This is a genomic window from Herbaspirillum sp. 1173 (assembly GCF_031455335.1).
Taxonomy (GTDB): domain Bacteria; phylum Pseudomonadota; class Gammaproteobacteria; order Burkholderiales; family Burkholderiaceae_D; genus Herbaspirillum; species Herbaspirillum huttiense.
This window is the reverse complement of record NZ_JAVDSP010000003.1, coordinates 30,608-48,692: the sequence shown is the minus strand read 5'-3', so window position 1 is coordinate 48,692 and position 18,085 is coordinate 30,608. Positions and strand designations below refer to the sequence as shown.

Here is an 18,085-nt window from a genome sequence, read left to right as displayed (position 1 = left end):
AGGAGAGAACGTGCTGACCGCTTTATTCATCTTCCTGCTGACCCTGACGCTGGTGATCTGGCAGCCCAAGGGACTGGGCATCGGCTGGAGCGCCTGCGGTGGTGCCGCCCTGGCGCTGGCCTGCGGCGTGATCCACCTCGCCGACATCCCGCTGGTCTGGCATATCGTCTGGAACGCCACCGGCACCTTTGTTGCCATCATCATCATCAGCCTGTTGTTGGACAAGGCCGGCTTTTTCGAATGGGCCGCCTTGCACGTGGCCCGCTGGGGCGGCGGACGTGGCCGCATGCTGTTCGTGCTGCTGATCCTGCTGGGGGCGGCGGTCTCGGCCTTGTTCGCCAACGACGGCGCCGCGCTGATCCTCACGCCCATCGTCATCTCGATGCTGCTGGCACTGCGCTTCTCGCCAACGGCGACACTGGCCTTCGTCATGGCGGCGGGATTCATCGCCGATACCGCCAGCTTGCCGCTGGTGGTATCGAACCTGGTCAATATCGTTTCGGCGGATTTCTTCAACATCGGCTTTGCGCAATACGCTTCGGTCATGGTGCCGGTCAACCTGGTCTCGGTGGCGGCAACTCTTCTGGTGCTGCTGATCCATTTCCGCCGCGACCTGCCAGAGCGCTACGACCTGGCGCAGCTGCGCACGCCCGCCTCCGCGATCCGCGATCGCGCCACGTTCATTGCCGGCGGCTGGGTGCTGGCGCTGCTGCTGGCCGGCTTCTTCTGGCTGGAAGGAAAAGGCTTGCCGATCAGTGTGGTGGCGGCTGTCGGGGCATTGATCCTGTTGCTCGTGGCCGGCAGAGGGCGCGTCATTTCCACCCGTGCGGTCATCAAGGGGGCACCGTGGCAGGTGGTGTTCTTCTCGTTGGGCATGTATCTGGTGGTCTATGGCCTGCGCAATGCCGGGCTCACCAACGCTCTCACCGGTGTACTGAATGAATTCGCCACGCACGGCGTCTGGGGTGCCGCCCTCGGCACGGGTGTGCTGACGGCCTTGCTGTCGTCGATCATGAACAACATGCCTACGGTGCTGGTCGGTGCGTTATCCATCGACGCCACGTCGGCGCAAGGTGTGGTCAAGGAAGCGATGGTCTACGCCAACATCATCGGCTGCGACCTCGGCCCCAAGATCACGCCCATCGGCAGCCTGGCGACCTTGCTCTGGCTGCATGTGCTGGACAGCAAGAACATTCATATCTCCTGGGGTGCCTACTTCCGCACGGGCGCCTTGCTGACGCTGCCGGTGCTGCTGGTCACCTTGTCGGCACTGGCGCTCAGGCTGGGTGCCGGGGCCTGATCATCCCGGGATGCAATCCACTTCAACACGGACCTTCACCATGACTACCATCTATCACAATCCTGCCTGCGGAACCTCCCGCAATACCCTGGCCATGATCCGCAACAGCGGTGAAGAACCGACCATCATCGAGTACCTGCAGCACCCGCCCAGCCGCGAACAATTGGAGACGATGATCCGCGAGGCTGGTCTTGCGGTGCGCGAAGCCATCCGCCAGAAGGGGACGCCTTATGCCGAACTGGGCCTGGACCATCCGGCCTTGACGGACGCGCAGTTGCTGGATGCGATGCTGGCCCATCCGATCCTGATCAACCGGCCCTTCGTAGTGACTTCGAAGGGGACGCGCCTGTGCCGTCCTTCCGAACTGGTGCTGGAGATCCTGCCGCATCCGCAGCAAGGTCCGTTCACGAAGGAAGATGGGGAAGTGGTGGTGAATGCGGACGGCCAGCGCGTTGCTGCCCGGTGAGTCTGCAGAGGGTCGTGCTCAGCCGCGATCCTTGCGATACCCCAGTGCCGAGGAAATCTGGCTGGCCGTGCTCACCAGGTCATCCACCCATTCATCCTGCAGGCGGTCGGCCGGGGCCGAGATCGACAGGCCCGCCACCAGCTTGCCGCTGTCGTCGCAGATGCCGGCGGCCATGCAGCGCACGCCCAGTTCCAGTTCCTCGTTGTCGCGCGCATAACCCAGCGCGCGCACCATGGACAGTTCGCGCTCCAGCTTGGTCAGGTCGGTAATGGAGTTCTTGTTGTGTCCGGCCAGCCCGGTGCGGGTGGCATAGGCGCGCACGTTCTTGGGATCGTCCACCGACAGGAACAGCTTGCCCGTCGAGGTCAGGTGCAGCGGCGCGCGTCCGCCGATGGCGCGTACCACCTGCATGCCGGAACGTTCAGAAAAGGAGCGGTCGATATAAACGATTTCATCAGCCTGCCGCACCGACAGGTTGATCGTCTGGTGCGTCTTGCGATGCAGCGCCCGCATGAAGTCCAGCGCCGCTTCCCGCACCGACAGCCGGCTCTTGACGATGTTGCCCAGTTCCAGCAGGCGCATGCCCAGTCGATAGGTGCCCGGCTCCACGCGGTCGACGAAGCGCTTCACGACCAGGTCATTGAGGATGCGGTGCGCCGTCGACGGATGCAGGTCGGTCGCCGCCGACAATTCCTTCAGGCTCACCGGGTCGGGATACTCCGCCAGCGCGTCGAGCAGCGACACCATGCGCTCGATGACCTGGATTGAAATCTGTTCTGTCTCGCCTGCAGCTTCTTTTTTCATGGCGCGGCCTGGTGCGTTGCAATATGAAGGTTATACCACAATGTGAAAAGAACAAAAAGTCCGGTCGTGCTGTTCTTGCGTGGCGGGAGCTTCACATGGCCCGATGTGAGGGTCGCAAAGCCGCGTCGGGCGGGGAGGGCAGCCTGGTACGATTTCAGCACGCTCGTCCCCTCAACCAAGACTTTGGTTATATAGACCGGGATCCTTATTCCGGCGCCGTGTTCTTTCATATCTGTTTTTCGCATATCGAGAGAAGAAAGTATTCGTTCTTTTTGGACAGCAGGCTCATTAACCTGTGTGCTCCAAAACAACAGAACATTCGGGAACGGATATGCTGAAGAAGATCATCAAATCGGTCGCTGCCGCTCTGGTGCTGGCGCAAGCCGCCTCGCTGGCGCACGCGGCCGATATTTCGCTGCTCAATGTCTCTTATGACCCGACGCGCGAACTCTACGCCGACTACAACAAGGCCTTCGCCAAGTACTGGAAGGAAAAGTCCGGCGACAACGTCACCATCAAGGCCTCTCACGGCGGCTCCGGCAAGCAGGGCCGTTCTGTGATCGACGGTATTGATGCCGACGTGGTGACCCTGGCCCTGGCCTATGACATCGACGAAATCTCGGAAAAGGCCAAGCTGCTGCCGGCCGACTGGCAAAAGCGCCTGCCGCACAACAGCTCGCCCTATACCTCCACCATCGTGTTCCTGGTGCGCAAGGGCAACCCCAAGGGCATCAAGGACTGGGGCGACCTGATCAAGCCGGGCGTCTCCGTCATCACCCCCAACCCCAAGACCTCGGGCGGTGCCCGCTGGAATTACCTGGCGGCCTGGGCCTATGCCAAGCAGAAGGGCGGTAGCGACGACGCCGCCCGCGACTACATCGCCAAGCTCTTCAAGAACGTGCCGGTGCTGGATTCCGGTGCCCGTGGCGCCACCATCACCTTCGTCGAGCGCGGCATCGGTGACGTGCTGCTGGCCTGGGAAAACGAAGCCCTGATCTCCTTGAAGGAATGGGGGCCGGACAAGTTCGACATCGTCGCTCCCTCGGTTTCCATCCTGACCGAGCCGCCGGTGGCCGTGGTGGACAAGGTGGCTGACCGCCGCGGTACTCGCAAGGTGGCCGAGGAATACCTGAAGTACCTGTACTCGGAACAGGGCCAGGAAATCATCGCCAAGAACTACTACCGTCCCATCGATCCCAAGATCGCCGCCAAGTACGCTTCGCAATTCCCCAAGCTGAACCTGGTGACCATCGACAAGGATTTCGGCGGCTGGCAGAAGGCGCAGAAGACGCACTTTGCTGACGGCGGTACTTTCGACCAGCTCTACGCTCCCAACAAGAAGTGATCTGAACCTGCAAGAGGGACCGGCCCGGCCGGTCCCATCCACCCCTCAGCACAAGCACACGACATGACCATCCTGTTACTGGCCGGCAGCCCCTCGGCGCCTTCCCGCTCCACCCGTCTGTTGCACCACGTCGGCGACAAGCTGGCCCATCTGGGCCACCGCTATGCACGCTTGGATGTGCGCGACCTGCCGGGACAGGCCATCCTGCGCGCCGACTGGAACGATCCGGACATCAAGGCGGCCCTGGCTACCGTCGAAGAAGCCTCGGCCGTGGTGGTCGCCACCCCGGTCTACAAGGCGGCCTACAGCGGCATCCTGAAGGCTTTCCTGGACCTGCTGCCGCAGTTCGGCCTGACCAACAAGCTGGTGCTGCCGCTGGCCACCGGTGGCAGCCAGTCGCACATGCTGGCGCTGGACTATGCGCTGCGCCCGGTGCTGTCGTCGCTGAACCCCAAGCACGTGCTGCCCAGCATCTACGCCACCGAGGCGCAGGTGACCTGGAGTGAAGAAAACGGCCTGGTGCTGGATGCGCCCATCGAAGCCCGCGTCAATGAAGGCGTGGAGCAGCTCTCGGCCAGCCTGCAGGCCCTGCACAAGGTGGCACCTGAACAATTCCGCGAGATTCCCTTCTCGCAGTTGCAATACAGCGTTTCCTACTGAACCTGGCCGGATTCATTCCGGCTTTGCCCTCGACTGAAAAATCACCGGCTGGTGCAGCGGAAGGCCCGCTGTACGCCTGAATTTCTGGAATCTGGAGAAAACATCGTGTCCGCCAACAAGAACAAGACCCTTCGTTCCCCGCGTCGCCGCACCCTGCAGCGCCTCTCTGCCATCGCTTTGGGCGCACTGGCCTTCTCCCTGGGCGCGGCCCCGGCCCAGGCGCAGGAAACCAAGCTGCTGCGCATCGGCTATCAGAAAGCCGCCAATACCCTGGTGCTGCTCAAAGCCCACGGCGCGCTGGAAAAGCGCCTGCAGCCGCTGGGCGTGGAAGTGAAGTGGGCCGAGTTCGCGGCGGGTCCGCAACTGCTGGAAGCGCTCAACGTGGGCTCGGTCGATTTCGGCTACGTCGGTGAAGCGCCGCCGGTCTTTGCGCAAGCGGCCGGTGCCGACTTCGTCTACACCGCCTATGAAATCCCGACCCCGGATGCCGAAGGGCTGCTGGTGCAAAAGGATTCACCGATCAAGAGCGTGGCCGAACTGAAGGGCAAGAAGATCGCCTTCAACAAGGGTTCGGACGTGCATTGGCTGGTAGTGGCCTTGCTGAAAAAGGCCGGTCTGCAGTACAGCGACATCCAGCCGGTCTACCTGGCCCCGGCTGACGCCCGTGCCGCCTTCGAACGTGGTGCGGTCGATGCCTGGGCGATCTGGGATCCGTTCCAGGCCGCCGCTGAAAAGCAGGTCGGCGCACGCCGCCTGGCCTCGGGCGTGGGGGCGGTCAGTCACCACCAGTTCTTCCTGAGCGCGCGTCCCTTTGCGTCCAAGAATCCACAGGTCCAGAAGATCCTGCTGGAAGAGATCACCCGTGAAGGCGAATGGGTCCGTACCCACACTGCAGAAGCCGCCGCCCAGCTGGCGCCCATCCAGGGTCTGGATGCCGACATCATTCAGACGGGCCTGAAGCGCTATGCCCACGTCTACAAGCCGGTCGATGCCCAGGTGCTGGCCGAGCAGCAGAAGATCGCCGACGCCTTCTTTGAGCTCAAGCTGATCCCCAAGCAGCTCAAGGTCAGCGACGCCGTCCTCAAATAAACAACATAGTGATCGAACACCCCTAGTCCAGCAGCACAGGAGTCAAGCATGAACGTTTTCTGGTTTATCCCTACCCACGGCGACAGCCGCTACCTCGGCACCTCCGAAGGAGCGCGCCCGGTGACCCACGACTACATGAAGCAGGTCGCCGTGGCGGCCGATACCCTCGGGTATGACGGCGTGCTGCTGCCCACCGGACGTTCCTGCGAAGACGCCTGGGTGGCTGCGGCCAGCCTGATCGATGCGACGCAGCGCCTGAAATTCCTGGTGGCGGTGCGTCCCGGTCTGACGGCGCCCACGCTGTCGGCGCGCATGGCCGCGACCTTCGACCGCCTTTCCAATGGCCGCCTGCTCATCAACGTGGTCACCGGTGGCGATCCGGTCGAGCAGGAGAGCGATGGCATTTTCGGCAGCCATGCCGAGCGCTATGAAATCTCTGACGAATTCCTCAAGATCTGGCGCGACGTACTGGCAAAAACCCGTACCGGCGAAGAGACCAACTTCGAGGGCAAGCACCTGAGCGTCAAGGGCGCCAAGGCGCTCTACCCGCCGGTGCAGACACCCTATCCGCCGCTGTACTTCGGTGGCTCCTCGGACGAAGCCATCGACCTGGCCGCCGAGCAGGTCGACGTCTACCTGACCTGGGGCGAACCCCCGGCGGCCGTGGCCGAAAAAATCGCCCGCGTACGCGAACGCGCCGCCAAGGCCGGCCGCACGCTGCGCTTCGGCATCCGCCTGCACGTGATCGTGCGCGATACCAATGAAGCCGCCTGGCGCGCCGCCGACGAACTCATCAGCCGCCTGGACGACGAGACCATCGCCAAGGCCCAGGCCAACTTCGCCCGCATGGACTCGGAAGGGCAGCGCCGCATGGCTGCCCTGCACGGCGGCCGCCGCGACAAGCTGGAAGTGAGCCCCAACCTGTGGGCCGGCGTCGGCCTGGTGCGCGGCGGTGCCGGTACTGCGCTGGTGGGCGATGGCCCGACCGTGGCTGCCCGTATCAAGGAGTATGCGGACCTGGGCATCGATACCTTCATCCTCTCCGGCTATCCGCACCTGGAAGAATCCTACCGGTTTGCCGAACTGGTGTTCCCGCTGCTGCCGCGCACCCAGCGCGAAGGCCTGGCCGGTCCCTTCGGCGAGATCGTCGGCAATACCGAACTGCCCAAGCCCGCGCCGGTGCGCGTGTCGGCAAGCTGAGGCCGGCATGACCAGTGCATCCAATCCCGTGCTCGCCAACACTGCTCCGCAGGAGCAGGCGCGCCCCAAAGCCGCTGCCAAGGCCGCACGCAAGCCGCGTGGCGCCTGGGTCGGCTGGCTGCTGCCGGTCCTGCTGCTGGTGTGGTGGGAGATCGCGGCACAGGCCGGCTGGCTGTCCAGCCGCATCCTGCCGGAACCGTTCGCGGTGTTGAAGGCCGCGTGGAACCTGTCCGCCTCCGGCGAGCTGTGGCGCCACCTGGCTGTCTCCAGCGGCCGTGCGGCTTCCGGCTTTGCCGTCGGCGCAGGACTGGGACTGATCCTGGGCCTGCTCTCCGGCAGCCTGCGTTCAGCCGAACTGCTGCTTGATACCACCCTGCAGATGGTGCGCAACATTCCGGCACTGGCCCTGATTCCACTGGTGATCCTGTGGTTCGGCATCGACGAGACGGCCAAGCTGTTCCTGGTCTCGGTGGGCGTGTTCTTCCCGGTCTACCTGAATACCTTCCACGGCATCCGCTCGGTGGACCAGGGTTTGATCGAGATGGCCAAGAGCTACGGCCTGTCGGGCTGGCCGCTGTATCGCGACGTGATCCAGCCGGGCGCCTTGCCCTCCATCCTGGTCGGCCTGCGCTTTGCGCTGGGTCTGGTGTGGGTGCTGCTGATCGTGGCCGAGACCATCTCGGCGCAGGCCGGCATCGGCTACATGACCATGAATGCCCGCGAATTCCTGCAGACCGATGTGGTGCTGGTGGGCATCCTGCTCTACGCCTTGCTGGGCAAGCTGGCCGATACCGCGGCGCGGGCACTGGAACGCTTCTTCCTGCGCTGGCACCCCGGCTACCAATGACGAGCCCCATGAATGCATCAGGAAACCATCATGCGCAATGACACCCAGGAACACCAGCAAGTCAGCCGTGCCGCCGGCCGGGGCGTAGGCCTCAGGCTGCGCGCCTTGTCGAAGTCCTTCAGCGGACGCACGGTGCTGCACGACATCGACCTCGACATCGAACCCGGCGAATTCGTCGCCATCGTCGGCCGCAGCGGCTGCGGCAAGAGCACCTTGCTGCGTCTGGTGGCCCAGCTCGATGGCGCCAGCGGCGGCGAGGTCGTCTATGAACACGAAGGCAGCGGCGAGCCCGAGATCCGCATCATGTTCCAGGATGCGCGCCTGCTGCCCTGGAAACGGGTGCAGGCCAACGTCGCGCTGGGCTTGCCCAAGCAGGCCGCGCCGCAGGCACTCAATGCCCTGCGCCAGGTCGGCCTGGACCAGCGTGCCGGCGAATGGCCGGCAGTGCTCTCCGGTGGCCAGCGCCAGCGTGTGGCCCTGGCGCGCGCACTGGTCCACGACCCGCAATTGCTGCTGCTGGACGAGCCGCTGGGCGCGCTCGATGCGCTCACCCGTATCGAGATGCAAGCCCTGATCGAATCGCTCTGGCGCGAACGCGGTTTCACCGCCTTGCTGGTGACCCACGACGTGCAGGAAGCCATCGCCCTGGCCGACCGCGTGCTGCTGATTGAGGACGGCCACGTGGCACTGGACCAGCGCATCGACCTGGCGCGCCCGCGTTCACGCGGCCAGGCCCAGTTTGCCTCGCTGGAAGAAGCCATCCTGGCGCGCGTGCTGCGGCACCCCGGCAGTGAGGCGGCTACGGAGCCATCTGAAGATTTCTTCACGCCACGCGGCGTACATCAGGTGCAGTGGGCGGTGTGAGTTTGACCGCATGAAGGTTTGACCCGATTTTCAGTTTTTTAGTGGTACCCCATTTCAACCCATGCGGCGCGGCAGGTGCCGACGCCGTTTCATCAAGGAGCAGAGCATGACCATTCAAGCAATCAACGTCCGTAACCAGTTCAAGGGCAAGGTCAAGGCCATCATCGAAGGTTCGGTGGTGTCCGAAGTGGATGTGGAAACCCCGGCCGGTATCGTGACCTCGGTCATCACCACCCGCTCCGTGAAGGACCTGGGCCTGACCATCGGCAGCGAAGTGGTGGCACTGGTCAAGGCCACCGAAGTTTCGATCGCCAAGCTGTGATCGTCTGGCCGTCCTGGCCGGTGATGCCGGCCGGGCGGTGTCTTTTTTTCAGGAGCAGGCCCGATGGCATATCAGGCACTGAAGGCTTATCTGGCCCGCCTCGATGCGCAGCATACTGGTGGCACCGCGTCCGCCAAGGTCTGGCTGGATGAACAGGGGCGCGCCGCGGGGCGTTTCTTCAATACTTCGCTGACCTCGGCCTTCCAGCCGGTGCGCAGCTTCGACGATGGCCACATCGTCGCCTGCGAGGCCTTCGCCCGCAGCCACTCGGCCGTCGACGACGGCCTGCATCTGTGGAAACTGCTGGACCAGGCCGCCAGCGACGACGAGTCGGTGGAACTGGACCGGCTGTGCCGCATGCTGCACGCCATCAACTACTACCGCCAGGTCGGCGAAGACGCGCCCGAACTGCATCTCTCGGTGCATGCGCGCCTGCTGGCCGCCGTCAACAACAATCACGGCGTGGCCTATCGGCGCATCCTGGCCGCGCTGGAACTGCCGCACGAACGCATCGTGCTGCAACTGCCGGTGGTCACGCCCAACCAGCGCTGGCTGCTCAACTACGTGCTCGACAATTACCGCCGCAACGGTTTCCGCCTGGGCGTCTCGGCCAACAGCCCGCTGGAAGCACTGGGCCTGCTGGACAAGGTCAAGCCGGATCTCATCAAGGTCGATGCGCGCGAACTGGCCGATCCCGACAGCGTGGCTTTGCTGCTGCTGCGGGCGGCCGAGCAGGGGGTGCGCATCTTCTTCAAGCGGGTCGAGAACCGCGAGGTCTTCGACAAGCTGGAGCAGTATGGCCAGGCCCTGGCGCAGCCCATCCAGGCCCAGGGGTATCTGTGGGACGTGCCCGGTGCGCGCCTGCCGGACACCTTGCTTGGCCTGAAGGATGCCGCGTAAGGCATACTGCATGACTTCATCACTCGCTGCGGGGCCTGCATGAGTCTGACTTCTCCTTCTTCTTCCACCACACCGGCCCGGCTGGCGGATTTCCGGGTGCTGGTGGCGCCGGGCCTCTCCGACAGCGGGCCGGAACACTGGCAATCGCGCTGGCAGCGGCTCTATCCCGCCTTCGAACGGGTCAAGCAGGATGATTGGGAAACCCCGGACCTGCCGCGCTGGTCGGCCCGCCTGGGCGAAGTGCTGGCGCGTGATGGCCGCCCTACGGTGATCGTGGCGCACAGCTTCGGCTGCCTCACCACCGTGCATCGCACGGCGGCCCTGCAGGCGGCTTCCGAGGGGTCTGCGCATCCCATCGTGGCGGCCTTGCTGGTGGCACCGGCCGATCCGGTCAAGTTCAGCCTGAGCGCAGCGGTGCGCCACAAGCTGCCGTATCCGGCATTGGTCGTGGGCAGCGACAACGATCCCTGGATGAGCGCCGAGCGCGCCCGCCACTGGGCCGAGGCCTGGGGCGCGCAATTCCGCTCGGTGGGCGCGCGCGGGCATATCAACTCCGAATCGGGCCTGGGCGATTGGACCGAAGGCCAGCAGTGGCTGCTGGAGCTGCTCGAACGCATCGCCTGAAGCTTTTTTCTTCGCCTCTCCATGAGCGCATAAAGACGGATTCCAGCCCGGCTTTATGCGCTTTTCTTCTAAGGACATGCAAAAAGTTTCGTTCTCTTTATAACTGGTGAGTGCGAATATCGCTCACCTATAGTCGCATTTGTAATAATAAGAGATCGACATGTCCGCATCCCCCGTTTCCCTTGCCGCTCCAGCGGCCGCGCCAGCCCGCTCGGCGGGCAGCGCCAACCGGCGCGTATTGCCCGGTTTCCGGCTGTCGCTGGGCTTCACCATCTTCTACCTGGCGCTGATCGTGCTGATCCCGCTGTCGGCGCTGTTTTTGAAGACCTTCACCCTGACCTGGGGCGGCTTCATCGACGCGGTGACTTCGCCCCGGGTGATGGCGTCCTATCGCCTGAGCTTTGGTGCCTCGCTGATCGGTGCCTTCCTCAACGTGATCTTCGGCGGCATCGTGGCCTGGGTGCTGGTGCGATATCGTTTCCCCGGCAAGCGCATCATTGATGCCCTGGTGGACTTGCCCTTCGCCCTGCCCACGGCGGTGGCCGGCATCGCCCTGACCACGCTGTATTCGCAGAACGGCTGGCTGGGCAAGCTGCTGGCGCCCCTGGGCATCAAGGTCGCCTTCACGCCGCTGGGGGTGCTGGTGGCGCTGACCTTCATCGGCCTGCCTTTTGTCGTGCGTACCGTGCAACCGGTGCTGGAAGAAGCCGAGCGCGAGCTCGAAGAAGCCGCCGCCAGCCTCGGTGCCAGCCGCTGGCAGACTTTTACCAAGGTGATCTTCCCGACCGTGCTGCCGGCGCTGCTGACCGGCTTTGCGCTGGCCTTTGCGCGCGCCTCGGGGGAATACGGCTCGGTGGTCTTCATCGCCGGCAACATGCCCATGGTCTCTGAAATTACCCCTTTGTTCATCGTCACCAAGCTGGAGCAGTACGACTATGCCGGTGCGACCGCCATTGCGATGGTCATGCTGCTGGTTTCCTTCATCCTGCTGTTGACCATCAACCTGCTGCAAGCCTGGACCCGCAAGCGCGGCCAGTCGGAAAGGACCTGAGATGAGCGCTGCCCCCATTTCCGCTGCCCCGCAAGCCAACGCGATTGCCCGTGGCGAGCCGCCGCTGACCCCCGGCGCCATCACCGAACCCTGGTGGGTGCGTGTGCTGCTGATCGGCATCGCACTGGCCTTCCTGACCCTGTTCCTGTTCGTGCCGCTGGTGGCGGTGTTCTACGAAGCGCTGCGCAAGGGCTGGGATGTCTACGTGGCGTCCATCACCGAGCCTGACGCCTGGTCTGCCATCAAGCTGACCCTGCTCGCTGCCGCCATCGCCGTGCCGCTGAACCTGGTCTTTGGCGTGGCGGCCGCGTGGGCGATTGCCAAGTTCGAGTTCCGTGGCAAGAACGTGCTGCTGACCCTGATCGACCTGCCGTTCTCAGTCTCGCCGGTGATCTCGGGTTTGATCTACGTGCTGCTGTTCGGCCTGCAAGGTTACTTCGGCCCCTGGCTGCGCGAGCATGACATCAAGATCCTCTTCGCCGTGCCGGGCATCGTGCTGGCCACCATCTTCGTGACCTTCCCGTTCGTGGCGCGCGAGCTGATCCCGCTGATGCAGTCGCAGGGCAGCGAGGAAGAAGAGGCCGCGCTGGTGCTGGGTGCTTCCGGCTGGCGTACCTTCTGGCACGTCACGCTGCCCAACATCAAGTGGGGCCTGCTGTATGGCGTGATCCTCTGCAATGCGCGCGCCATGGGCGAGTTCGGTGCCGTCTCGGTGGTCTCCGGCCACATTCGCGGCGAGACCAACACCATCCCGCTGCAGGTCGAGATCCTCTACAACGAATTCAACATCACCGGCGCCTTCGCCGTGGCGTCGCTGCTGGCCTTCCTGGCCGTGGTCACGCTGGCCATCAAGAGCGTCATCGAGTGGCGGCTGCACCAGCAGCAAGCCGCCAGCGAACAAGCTTAAGGAGTCATCATGAGCATCGAAGTCCATCACATCCAGAAGCGTTTCGGCAGCTTCACCGCGCTCAACGACGTGTCCCTCAATTTCCCGGCGGGCGAACTGACGGCCTTGCTGGGTCCCTCCGGCTGCGGCAAGACCACGCTGTTGCGCATCATCGCCGGTCTCGAATCGCCTGATTCGGGCCAGGTGCTGCTCGATGGCGAAGACGCCTCGGCGCGCCACGTGCGCGAACGCCAGGTCGGTTTCGTGTTCCAGCACTATGCGCTGTTCAAGCACATGACCGTCTTCGAGAACATCGCCTTCGGCCTGCGCGTGAAACCGCGCGCCCAGCGTCCCTCGGAAGCGGTCATCCGCGAGAAGGTCAAGCGCCTGCTGGAACTGGTGCAGCTGGACTGGCTGGCCGACCGCTATCCGCCGCAACTCTCCGGCGGCCAGCGCCAGCGCATCGCGCTGGCCCGCGCACTGGCCGTGGAGCCGCGCGTGCTGCTGCTGGACGAACCCTTCGGCGCCCTCGATGCCAAGGTGCGCAAGGAACTGCGCCGCTGGCTGCGCCGCCTGCACGATGAACTGCACGTCACCAGCATCTTCGTCACCCACGACCAGGAAGAAGCCCTGGAAGTGGCAGACCAGGTGGTGCTGATGAACAAGGGACAAGTGGAGCAGATCGGCACGCCCGAGACGGTGTACAACCATCCGGCTTCGCCCTTCGTCTACGGCTTCCTGGGCAATGTGAACCTGTTCCATGGCCGCCTGCATGAAGGCGTGCTGGACGCCGGCGGTGCGCGCTTCGAGGCCCCCGGCCACGTCGATATCCGCGATGCGGCCGGCGTCGGTTTCGTGCGTCCGCATGACCTGGACGTGGAGCGCTACTCGCCCGGCGCCGAAGGTATCGTGGTGCAACTGCGCCGCTCGCATGCCATCGGTCCGCTGGCGCAACTGGAACTGGAACGCGATGACAATGCCGAGCTGATCGAGGCCGTCATCCCCAATGAACGTTTTGCGCAGCTGGGTTTGAAGAATGGCGAGACCCTGGTCGTGCGTCCGCGCCGCCTGCAGGTCTTTGCGCAGCAGGAAGGAGGGCAGGCACGATGAATTTCCAGCAGCTGCGTTCCATCCGCGAAGCCGCGCGTTGCGGCTTCAACCTGACCGAAGTGGCCAACGTGCTCTTCACCTCGCAACCGGGCGTGAGCCGCCAGATCCGCGAGCTCGAAGAAGAGCTGGGCGTGGAGATCTTCGAGCGCAACGGCAAGCGCCTGACCGGCCTGACCGAGCCCGGCAAGGGCATCCTCGGCATCGTCGAGCGGCTCCTCCTGGAAGCCGAGAACCTGCGCCGCGCCAGCAAGGAATACGCCGGCGAGCAGAGCGGCACGCTCTCCATCGCCACCACCCACACCCAGGCGCGCTACGTGCTGCCGCGCGTGGTGCAGGCCTTCCGCGATGCCTTCCCGCAGGTGCGCATCGCCCTGCAGCAGAGCGCGCCGGAACACATTGCAGAATGGGTCATCTCGGGCAAGGCCGACATCGGCATCGCCACCGAAGGCCTGTCGCAGTTCAAGGAACTGGTGTCCTTCCCCTGTTATACCTGGAGCCACGTGATCGTGGTTCCCAAGGGCCATCCGCTGCTGGGGCTGGAACAGGTGTCGCTGGAAGACCTGGGTACCTGGCCGCTGATCACCTATGACGTCGGCTTTACCGGCCGTGGTCACATCGACGAAGCCTTCCGCCAGGCCGGCATTGAGCCTGATATCGTGCTCACCGCCATGGATTCGGACGTGATCCAGCAATACGTCTCGCTGGGCATGGGCGTGGGCCTGGTGGCCTCGATGGCGGTGGACCAGGGCAAGCACACGGAGATGGTGGCCATCAATGCCTCCCACCTGTTCAAGGCCAACATCGCCCGGCTGGCGGTGCGGCGCGGTGCCTACCTGCGCGGCTATGCCTTCGATTTCATCCAGCAGTTTGCACCGGATCTCAAGCGCGCTGACATCGTCAATGCGCTCAATGAGGCCAACGCCCAGGCGTGAAGCAGGCGGGCATCAGCAGCTATCTGAGGTTCTTGCGATAGACGATGAAGCCTGAATCCACGGCCAGGTGGTCATAAAGTTTGCGGGCCGTGGCATTGGTGTGATGGGTGTGCCAGTACACTCGCTCGGCACCGTCCGCTGCGGCGTACCGGTACAGTTCTTCGATCAGTGCACGTCCCACGCCACGGCCGCGTGCGGCTTCGGTGGTGAACAGGTCCTGCAGGTAGCAGGTGGGGCCGATCAGGATGGTATTGCGGTGATAGAGGTAATGCGCCAATCCCAGCAGCCGTCCGCCGGATTCGGCCACCAGCGCATGCACCGGCTCGTCGGCTGCATGGATGCGTGACCAGGTGGAACGGGTGATGTCCAGGGGCAGGGCAGTGGCGCCACTGCGGCCGTAGAAGGCATTGTAGTCATCCCACAGGATCTTCCATTGCGGGTAGTCATCCTGGCGGGCAAGTCGGATGTGCAGGGCTTCGGGGTGCAGCGGATCTGGCATGGCGGCTCCTGGCGTCTGAGGTCGCAGTATAGCCGTACCGGGCCAGTTTCCAGGAGTGTCAGGACAAAGGCCGGACAGTGTTTGCGCACTGTCCGGCCTTTGTCATTGCGGGCAGGATAATTCTGCTTACACCGTGCGGGTCGGTGTCGTGGTGAAGGTGCTGGTATCTGTACTGCTGGGCTGTGCGGAAGTGGACTGGGCCACTTGGGTGGACTGTCCGGCGGCTTTCAGGACGTCATTGAAATTGACGGCCGGCTTCTTCGCAGCCTGCTGGCCGCCTGCCGGTGCGTTGCCGTGATAGACGGCGGAAATGGAATTGGTCGACATGCGTGCACTCCTCAAGTAAGGCTGTCCCCCGGGCCAGCGCCCAGACCGGTATTGCCGGGGCAGTATAGGGGCGCGCCATGAAGCTGCTGCGCTGGTTTACCGAAACTTGCCGATCTTTACCTGTTCGGCATGGACTGAGGGCTGCTTACTTGCGCAAGCGTGCGGCGCACTGGTCGCGCAGGCGGCTGTCCTCGGGGGCATCGTCGTCGCCGGACGCGGTGGCATTGACCGTGGCGGGATGGGCACACTGGCGATAGCGCGTCACATAGCGTTCAAACTCGGCGCGCGCCTGGGCCTTGGGCAGACTGGCCAGTTTCAGGATGAAGCTGCGGCTGCCGATCTCGAAGTGCTGGTAATCGATGGGTTGTTTCCACTGGCCGCCCCAGACCAGGAATCCATGTTCATAAAACACGCTGACCACCTCCTCGGCCATGCCCGGCTGCAGGGGCGCGCGCTGCAGGTAGGCCGCGCCCTGCGGCGGCAGGACTTCCTGCTCGGGGCTGCCGGCCTTGCTCACATAAGGATTCTGCAGCGGATTGATGTCGATGGCCGCGCCATAGGCGTGCTTGGACCAGCCACCGCCGCCCGTCATGGGGCGCCCATTGAAGGCCGAACTGTTGTTGGCGGCCATGGAGCGCTGGTCGTCGCCGTCATAGGCTTCCAGCCCTTGCGCCCCGGCCAGCGGGAAGGAGCGCAAGAGCAGCTCACCGAACAGCGCTTCGACCTGCGGAGCCAGCGCGTCGAGCACCACCACGCTGCCCTGGCGGGTGGCCCCGCCGAAATCGGTGTAGTCGAAGCTGACCGTGGCCAGGCGCGTGCAGGGGACCGGATTGCCGGAGGTGATGACTTTGCTGGCCCGCATCTGGGCGCATTGCGCGGGGGAAACCGGCGTGATGTCGGCCTGGGCGGCCAGCGGCAGTGCCATCGCCAGCACGGTCGCGGGAAGGGCCAGCGCGCGGCGCAGGAGGGTCAGGCGGGCGAGGGCGGGGAAGCGGGCGGTGAAGGTCATCATGGGAGGCGATGATACGGGTTTTCAGGGGGAAATGCTTTGTCAGGATTGTCAGATTGCCTGTGATGGCTGACATCAAGATGCGCCGTTTTCTGACAGCGTTGGAACGGCTGAACGGGAATAATCGGTGTCCAGAAGCTGTCGAATTCCGGCAAGCACGTGCTCTGTGCCTGTTTGTCCGCATTTCGGCAAATCCCCCTCAACAACTTTAGGAGGCAACATATGAAGATTCGCCACACCCTCTTGGCTGCCGCCGTGTTCACTGCTGTGCTGGCTGGTTGCAACAAGCGCGACGAAGCGCCTGCAACGCCTGCCGCCACCCCGCCGGCCGCTTCGGAACCGGCACCGGCAAGCAGCACCCCGACCACGCCGGCACCGGCTGATTCCGGTACGGCTGCGGGCTCGACCGCTACGCCGGCGACCCCGACCCCGACTACGCCTTCGGATTCCTCGGCCACTACGCCGAGCACCCCGGCCGCCTCTGGCGACAGTGGTACGCAAAAGTAAACGCCTCACAACAAGAGCCAACAAGACGGCAAGCGCCGCACCCTCTCCCGCAGTGGGAACAGCACTGCATGCGCCGCGACGGGCAACTGTCGCGGCGTTTTCTTTTGGGGCGCTGGAAAGGTGGTTTTTGCGGTAAATGTGAAGAATCTTGCCAAGCACCTGGCCCTTGGGGGCAATTTGCGCGTTGGCTGGAAAAATCTTTCCGAACTTTTTTTTGCGGCTTGCAGTCGTACAGGTGGTTGAACTGTTCCTTCAACCTCCCTCTTGATAGGGAACTTGCCCGCAGTTCATTGGCTGCGGGCTTTTTTTCGTCCCTTCAACGGGTGGACAAGACTGGCTGTCTTCGCCATCTTTTCGCATGTGCCAGCTACTTCCCCCCATGCCCCTTCACCACCGCAATCATTGCCCCGAACGCCGGACCCATATTGGCTTCCAGCGTGGGATACATGCGCGAAATGCTGCCATCCAGGTACAAGGCGTCACTGCACTTGAGCTCATCACGAAGGAAACTGGCGAAATCGTAAAAGCTGATCGGATTGCGCGCGATGGCCAGCGTGACGATGCCCGCGGCATCCAGGCACACCGCATTGCGCACCACCGTGTTGGCTGACTCGGGATCGAAGCGCGGATTGATCTTGCCGTCCACAATCATCAGCGGACCCGATTGCGTGGCGTAGCGCGTCACGCCATTCCAAAGACCCAGTTCGGCTTCATAGTCGGAGGTCTCGACGATGTAAGCCTGGCGCTCGCTCAACACGAAGACCCCATTGGGCTGCAGATAGAAATTGCCATACGCGTTCTTGCGCGTATTGAGGCGGCGCAGCTGGTTGCCGCCTTCCACGTACAGCCCCAGCGGCTGCAATTGCTTGTCGTAGATGCCGGCATTGGTGGCGCAGACCATCTCCTGTCCCTGGCTGCGCAGATGCGCATCGAGCCGGCTGAAGTTGCCCAGCGGCGTGCCAGCGGCATCCTTCCAGTACATGCGGATGGTGTCGCTGCGCGGATCAGCGCGGCAGGTGCTGATGAAGACCTGGTGATACTGGTACTGGCGCACCTCGGCCGCCTGTGCCGGCGGGCTGCCCGATCCCACCAGCAGCGCCGGTATCACGCCGGTCAATGCGAGCAGGCGCAGCAGTGTGCGGCGGAAACCAGAGGCAGGGAGGGAAGGGGAGCGAAGCATCGAAACCAGGTCTTGTTCTGCGGGAACGCGGAGGGCGAGGCGGTATTGTAAATGGCGCAAGCCGGGCTTGCCACGGGAAAACGGATTTTGGCCGCAAATCCAGTCCCATCAAGACTTTGCAGGTGATGCACCGAATTCGCTCATGCTGCAGTGCAGTTCTGCA

21 protein-coding genes are annotated in these 18,085 nt (G+C 63.8%); 16 read left to right on the top strand and 5 right to left on the bottom strand.

The window, feature by feature from the left end:
- Positions 1-10 precede the first annotated feature (10 nt).
- Both J2X56_RS12100 and arsC read left to right on the top strand, forming a co-directional pair.
- The gene (locus J2X56_RS12100; protein WP_121038864.1) at positions 11-1,300 is read left to right on the top strand and encodes an arsenic transporter; all 1,290 of its coding nucleotides are present in this window, start codon (positions 11-13) and stop codon (positions 1,298-1,300) included.
- Positions 1,301-1,340: 40 nt separating this feature from the next.
- The gene (arsC, locus tag J2X56_RS12095; protein ID WP_134134959.1) at positions 1,341-1,766 is read left to right on the top strand and encodes an arsenate reductase (glutaredoxin); all 426 of its coding nucleotides are present in this window, start codon (positions 1,341-1,343) and stop codon (positions 1,764-1,766) included.
- 18 nt (positions 1,767-1,784) lie between these two features.
- Here arsC and J2X56_RS12090 read toward each other — a convergent pair whose 3' ends face one another.
- Positions 1,785-2,570 carry an IclR family transcriptional regulator gene (locus J2X56_RS12090; protein WP_034329682.1) on the bottom strand — a complete coding sequence of 262 codons (786 nt, stop codon included), beginning with the start codon at positions 2,568-2,570 and terminating at the stop codon, positions 1,785-1,787.
- A gap of 331 nt (positions 2,571-2,901) precedes the next feature.
- Here J2X56_RS12090 and J2X56_RS12085 point away from each other — a divergent pair, with 331 nt between their 5' ends.
- The 13 genes from J2X56_RS12085 (at position 2,902) to J2X56_RS12025 (ending at position 14,400) form a co-directional block, all read left to right on the top strand.
- A complete protein-coding gene (locus J2X56_RS12085; protein ID WP_034329680.1) occupies positions 2,902-3,915 on the top strand; it encodes a sulfate ABC transporter substrate-binding protein in 1,014 nt (337 codons plus the stop codon).
- A gap of 63 nt (positions 3,916-3,978) precedes the next feature.
- Positions 3,979-4,575: an NADPH-dependent FMN reductase gene (gene ssuE, locus J2X56_RS12080; protein ID WP_121038873.1), complete on the top strand. Its 597-nt coding sequence runs from the start codon at positions 3,979-3,981 to the stop codon at positions 4,573-4,575.
- Between the two features lie 105 nt (positions 4,576-4,680).
- Positions 4,681-5,664 carry a sulfonate ABC transporter substrate-binding protein gene (locus J2X56_RS12075; RefSeq protein WP_121040312.1) on the top strand — a complete coding sequence of 328 codons (984 nt, stop codon included), beginning with the start codon at positions 4,681-4,683 and terminating at the stop codon, positions 5,662-5,664.
- Between the two features lie 48 nt (positions 5,665-5,712).
- Positions 5,713-6,864: an FMNH2-dependent alkanesulfonate monooxygenase gene (gene ssuD, locus J2X56_RS12070; protein ID WP_121038876.1), complete on the top strand. Its 1,152-nt coding sequence runs from the start codon at positions 5,713-5,715 to the stop codon at positions 6,862-6,864.
- A gap of 7 nt (positions 6,865-6,871) precedes the next feature.
- A complete protein-coding gene (ssuC, locus tag J2X56_RS12065; RefSeq protein WP_310160531.1) occupies positions 6,872-7,711 on the top strand; it encodes an aliphatic sulfonate ABC transporter permease SsuC in 840 nt (279 codons plus the stop codon).
- A gap of 30 nt (positions 7,712-7,741) precedes the next feature.
- Entirely contained in the window at positions 7,742-8,575 is an 834-nt protein-coding gene (locus J2X56_RS12060; RefSeq protein WP_310160529.1) for an ATP-binding cassette domain-containing protein, read from the top strand.
- Between the two features lie 106 nt (positions 8,576-8,681).
- Entirely contained in the window at positions 8,682-8,897 is a 216-nt protein-coding gene (locus tag J2X56_RS12055; protein ID WP_006464491.1) for a molybdopterin-binding protein, read from the top strand.
- A gap of 63 nt (positions 8,898-8,960) precedes the next feature.
- Positions 8,961-9,797, top strand: coding sequence for an EAL domain-containing protein (locus J2X56_RS12050; RefSeq protein WP_121038885.1), 837 nt, complete (start codon positions 8,961-8,963; stop codon positions 9,795-9,797).
- A gap of 39 nt (positions 9,798-9,836) precedes the next feature.
- Positions 9,837-10,421, top strand: a complete 585-nt coding sequence (locus tag J2X56_RS12045) for an alpha/beta hydrolase (RefSeq protein WP_039790379.1) — start codon at positions 9,837-9,839, stop codon at positions 10,419-10,421.
- Between the two features lie 160 nt (positions 10,422-10,581).
- Positions 10,582-11,472, top strand: a complete 891-nt coding sequence (cysT, locus tag J2X56_RS12040) for a sulfate ABC transporter permease subunit CysT (protein WP_204725235.1) — start codon at positions 10,582-10,584, stop codon at positions 11,470-11,472.
- Between the two features lies 1 nt (position 11,473).
- Positions 11,474-12,379, top strand: coding sequence for a sulfate ABC transporter permease subunit CysW (cysW, locus tag J2X56_RS12035; RefSeq protein WP_252696797.1), 906 nt, complete (start codon positions 11,474-11,476; stop codon positions 12,377-12,379).
- A 9-nt stretch (positions 12,380-12,388) separates the two neighbouring features.
- Positions 12,389-13,468, top strand: a complete 1,080-nt coding sequence (locus tag J2X56_RS12030) for a sulfate/molybdate ABC transporter ATP-binding protein (RefSeq protein ID WP_204725236.1) — start codon at positions 12,389-12,391, stop codon at positions 13,466-13,468.
- Positions 13,465-14,400, top strand: coding sequence for a CysB family HTH-type transcriptional regulator (locus tag J2X56_RS12025; protein ID WP_121038898.1), 936 nt, complete (start codon positions 13,465-13,467; stop codon positions 14,398-14,400). The genes J2X56_RS12030 and J2X56_RS12025 overlap by 4 nt, the downstream gene beginning before the upstream one ends.
- Positions 14,401-14,419: 19 nt before the next feature.
- On the opposite strand, the gene J2X56_RS12020 is transcribed toward J2X56_RS12025, so the two are convergent.
- From J2X56_RS12020 to J2X56_RS12010, 3 genes are all read right to left on the bottom strand, one after another.
- Positions 14,420-14,899 carry a GNAT family N-acetyltransferase gene (locus J2X56_RS12020; protein ID WP_121038901.1) on the bottom strand — a complete coding sequence of 160 codons (480 nt, stop codon included), beginning with the start codon at positions 14,897-14,899 and terminating at the stop codon, positions 14,420-14,422.
- A 126-nt stretch (positions 14,900-15,025) separates the two neighbouring features.
- Positions 15,026-15,226, bottom strand: coding sequence for a hypothetical protein (locus J2X56_RS12015; protein WP_083859771.1), 201 nt, complete (start codon positions 15,224-15,226; stop codon positions 15,026-15,028).
- Positions 15,227-15,371: 145 nt separating this feature from the next.
- Entirely contained in the window at positions 15,372-16,238 is an 867-nt protein-coding gene (locus J2X56_RS12010; RefSeq protein ID WP_209568462.1) for a M15 family metallopeptidase, read from the bottom strand.
- Positions 16,239-16,457: 219 nt separating this feature from the next.
- Here J2X56_RS12010 and J2X56_RS12005 point away from each other — a divergent pair, with 219 nt between their 5' ends.
- Complete coding sequence (locus tag J2X56_RS12005; RefSeq protein ID WP_034338034.1) at positions 16,458-16,742, top strand: hypothetical protein; 285 nt, start codon at positions 16,458-16,460, stop codon at positions 16,740-16,742.
- 367 nt (positions 16,743-17,109) lie between these two features.
- Here the strand turns inward: J2X56_RS12005 and J2X56_RS12000 are convergent, their stop codons facing one another.
- Positions 17,110-17,922: a phosphodiester glycosidase family protein gene (locus J2X56_RS12000; RefSeq protein ID WP_209568460.1), complete on the bottom strand. Its 813-nt coding sequence runs from the start codon at positions 17,920-17,922 to the stop codon at positions 17,110-17,112.
- Between the last annotated feature and the right edge of the window lie 163 nt (positions 17,923-18,085).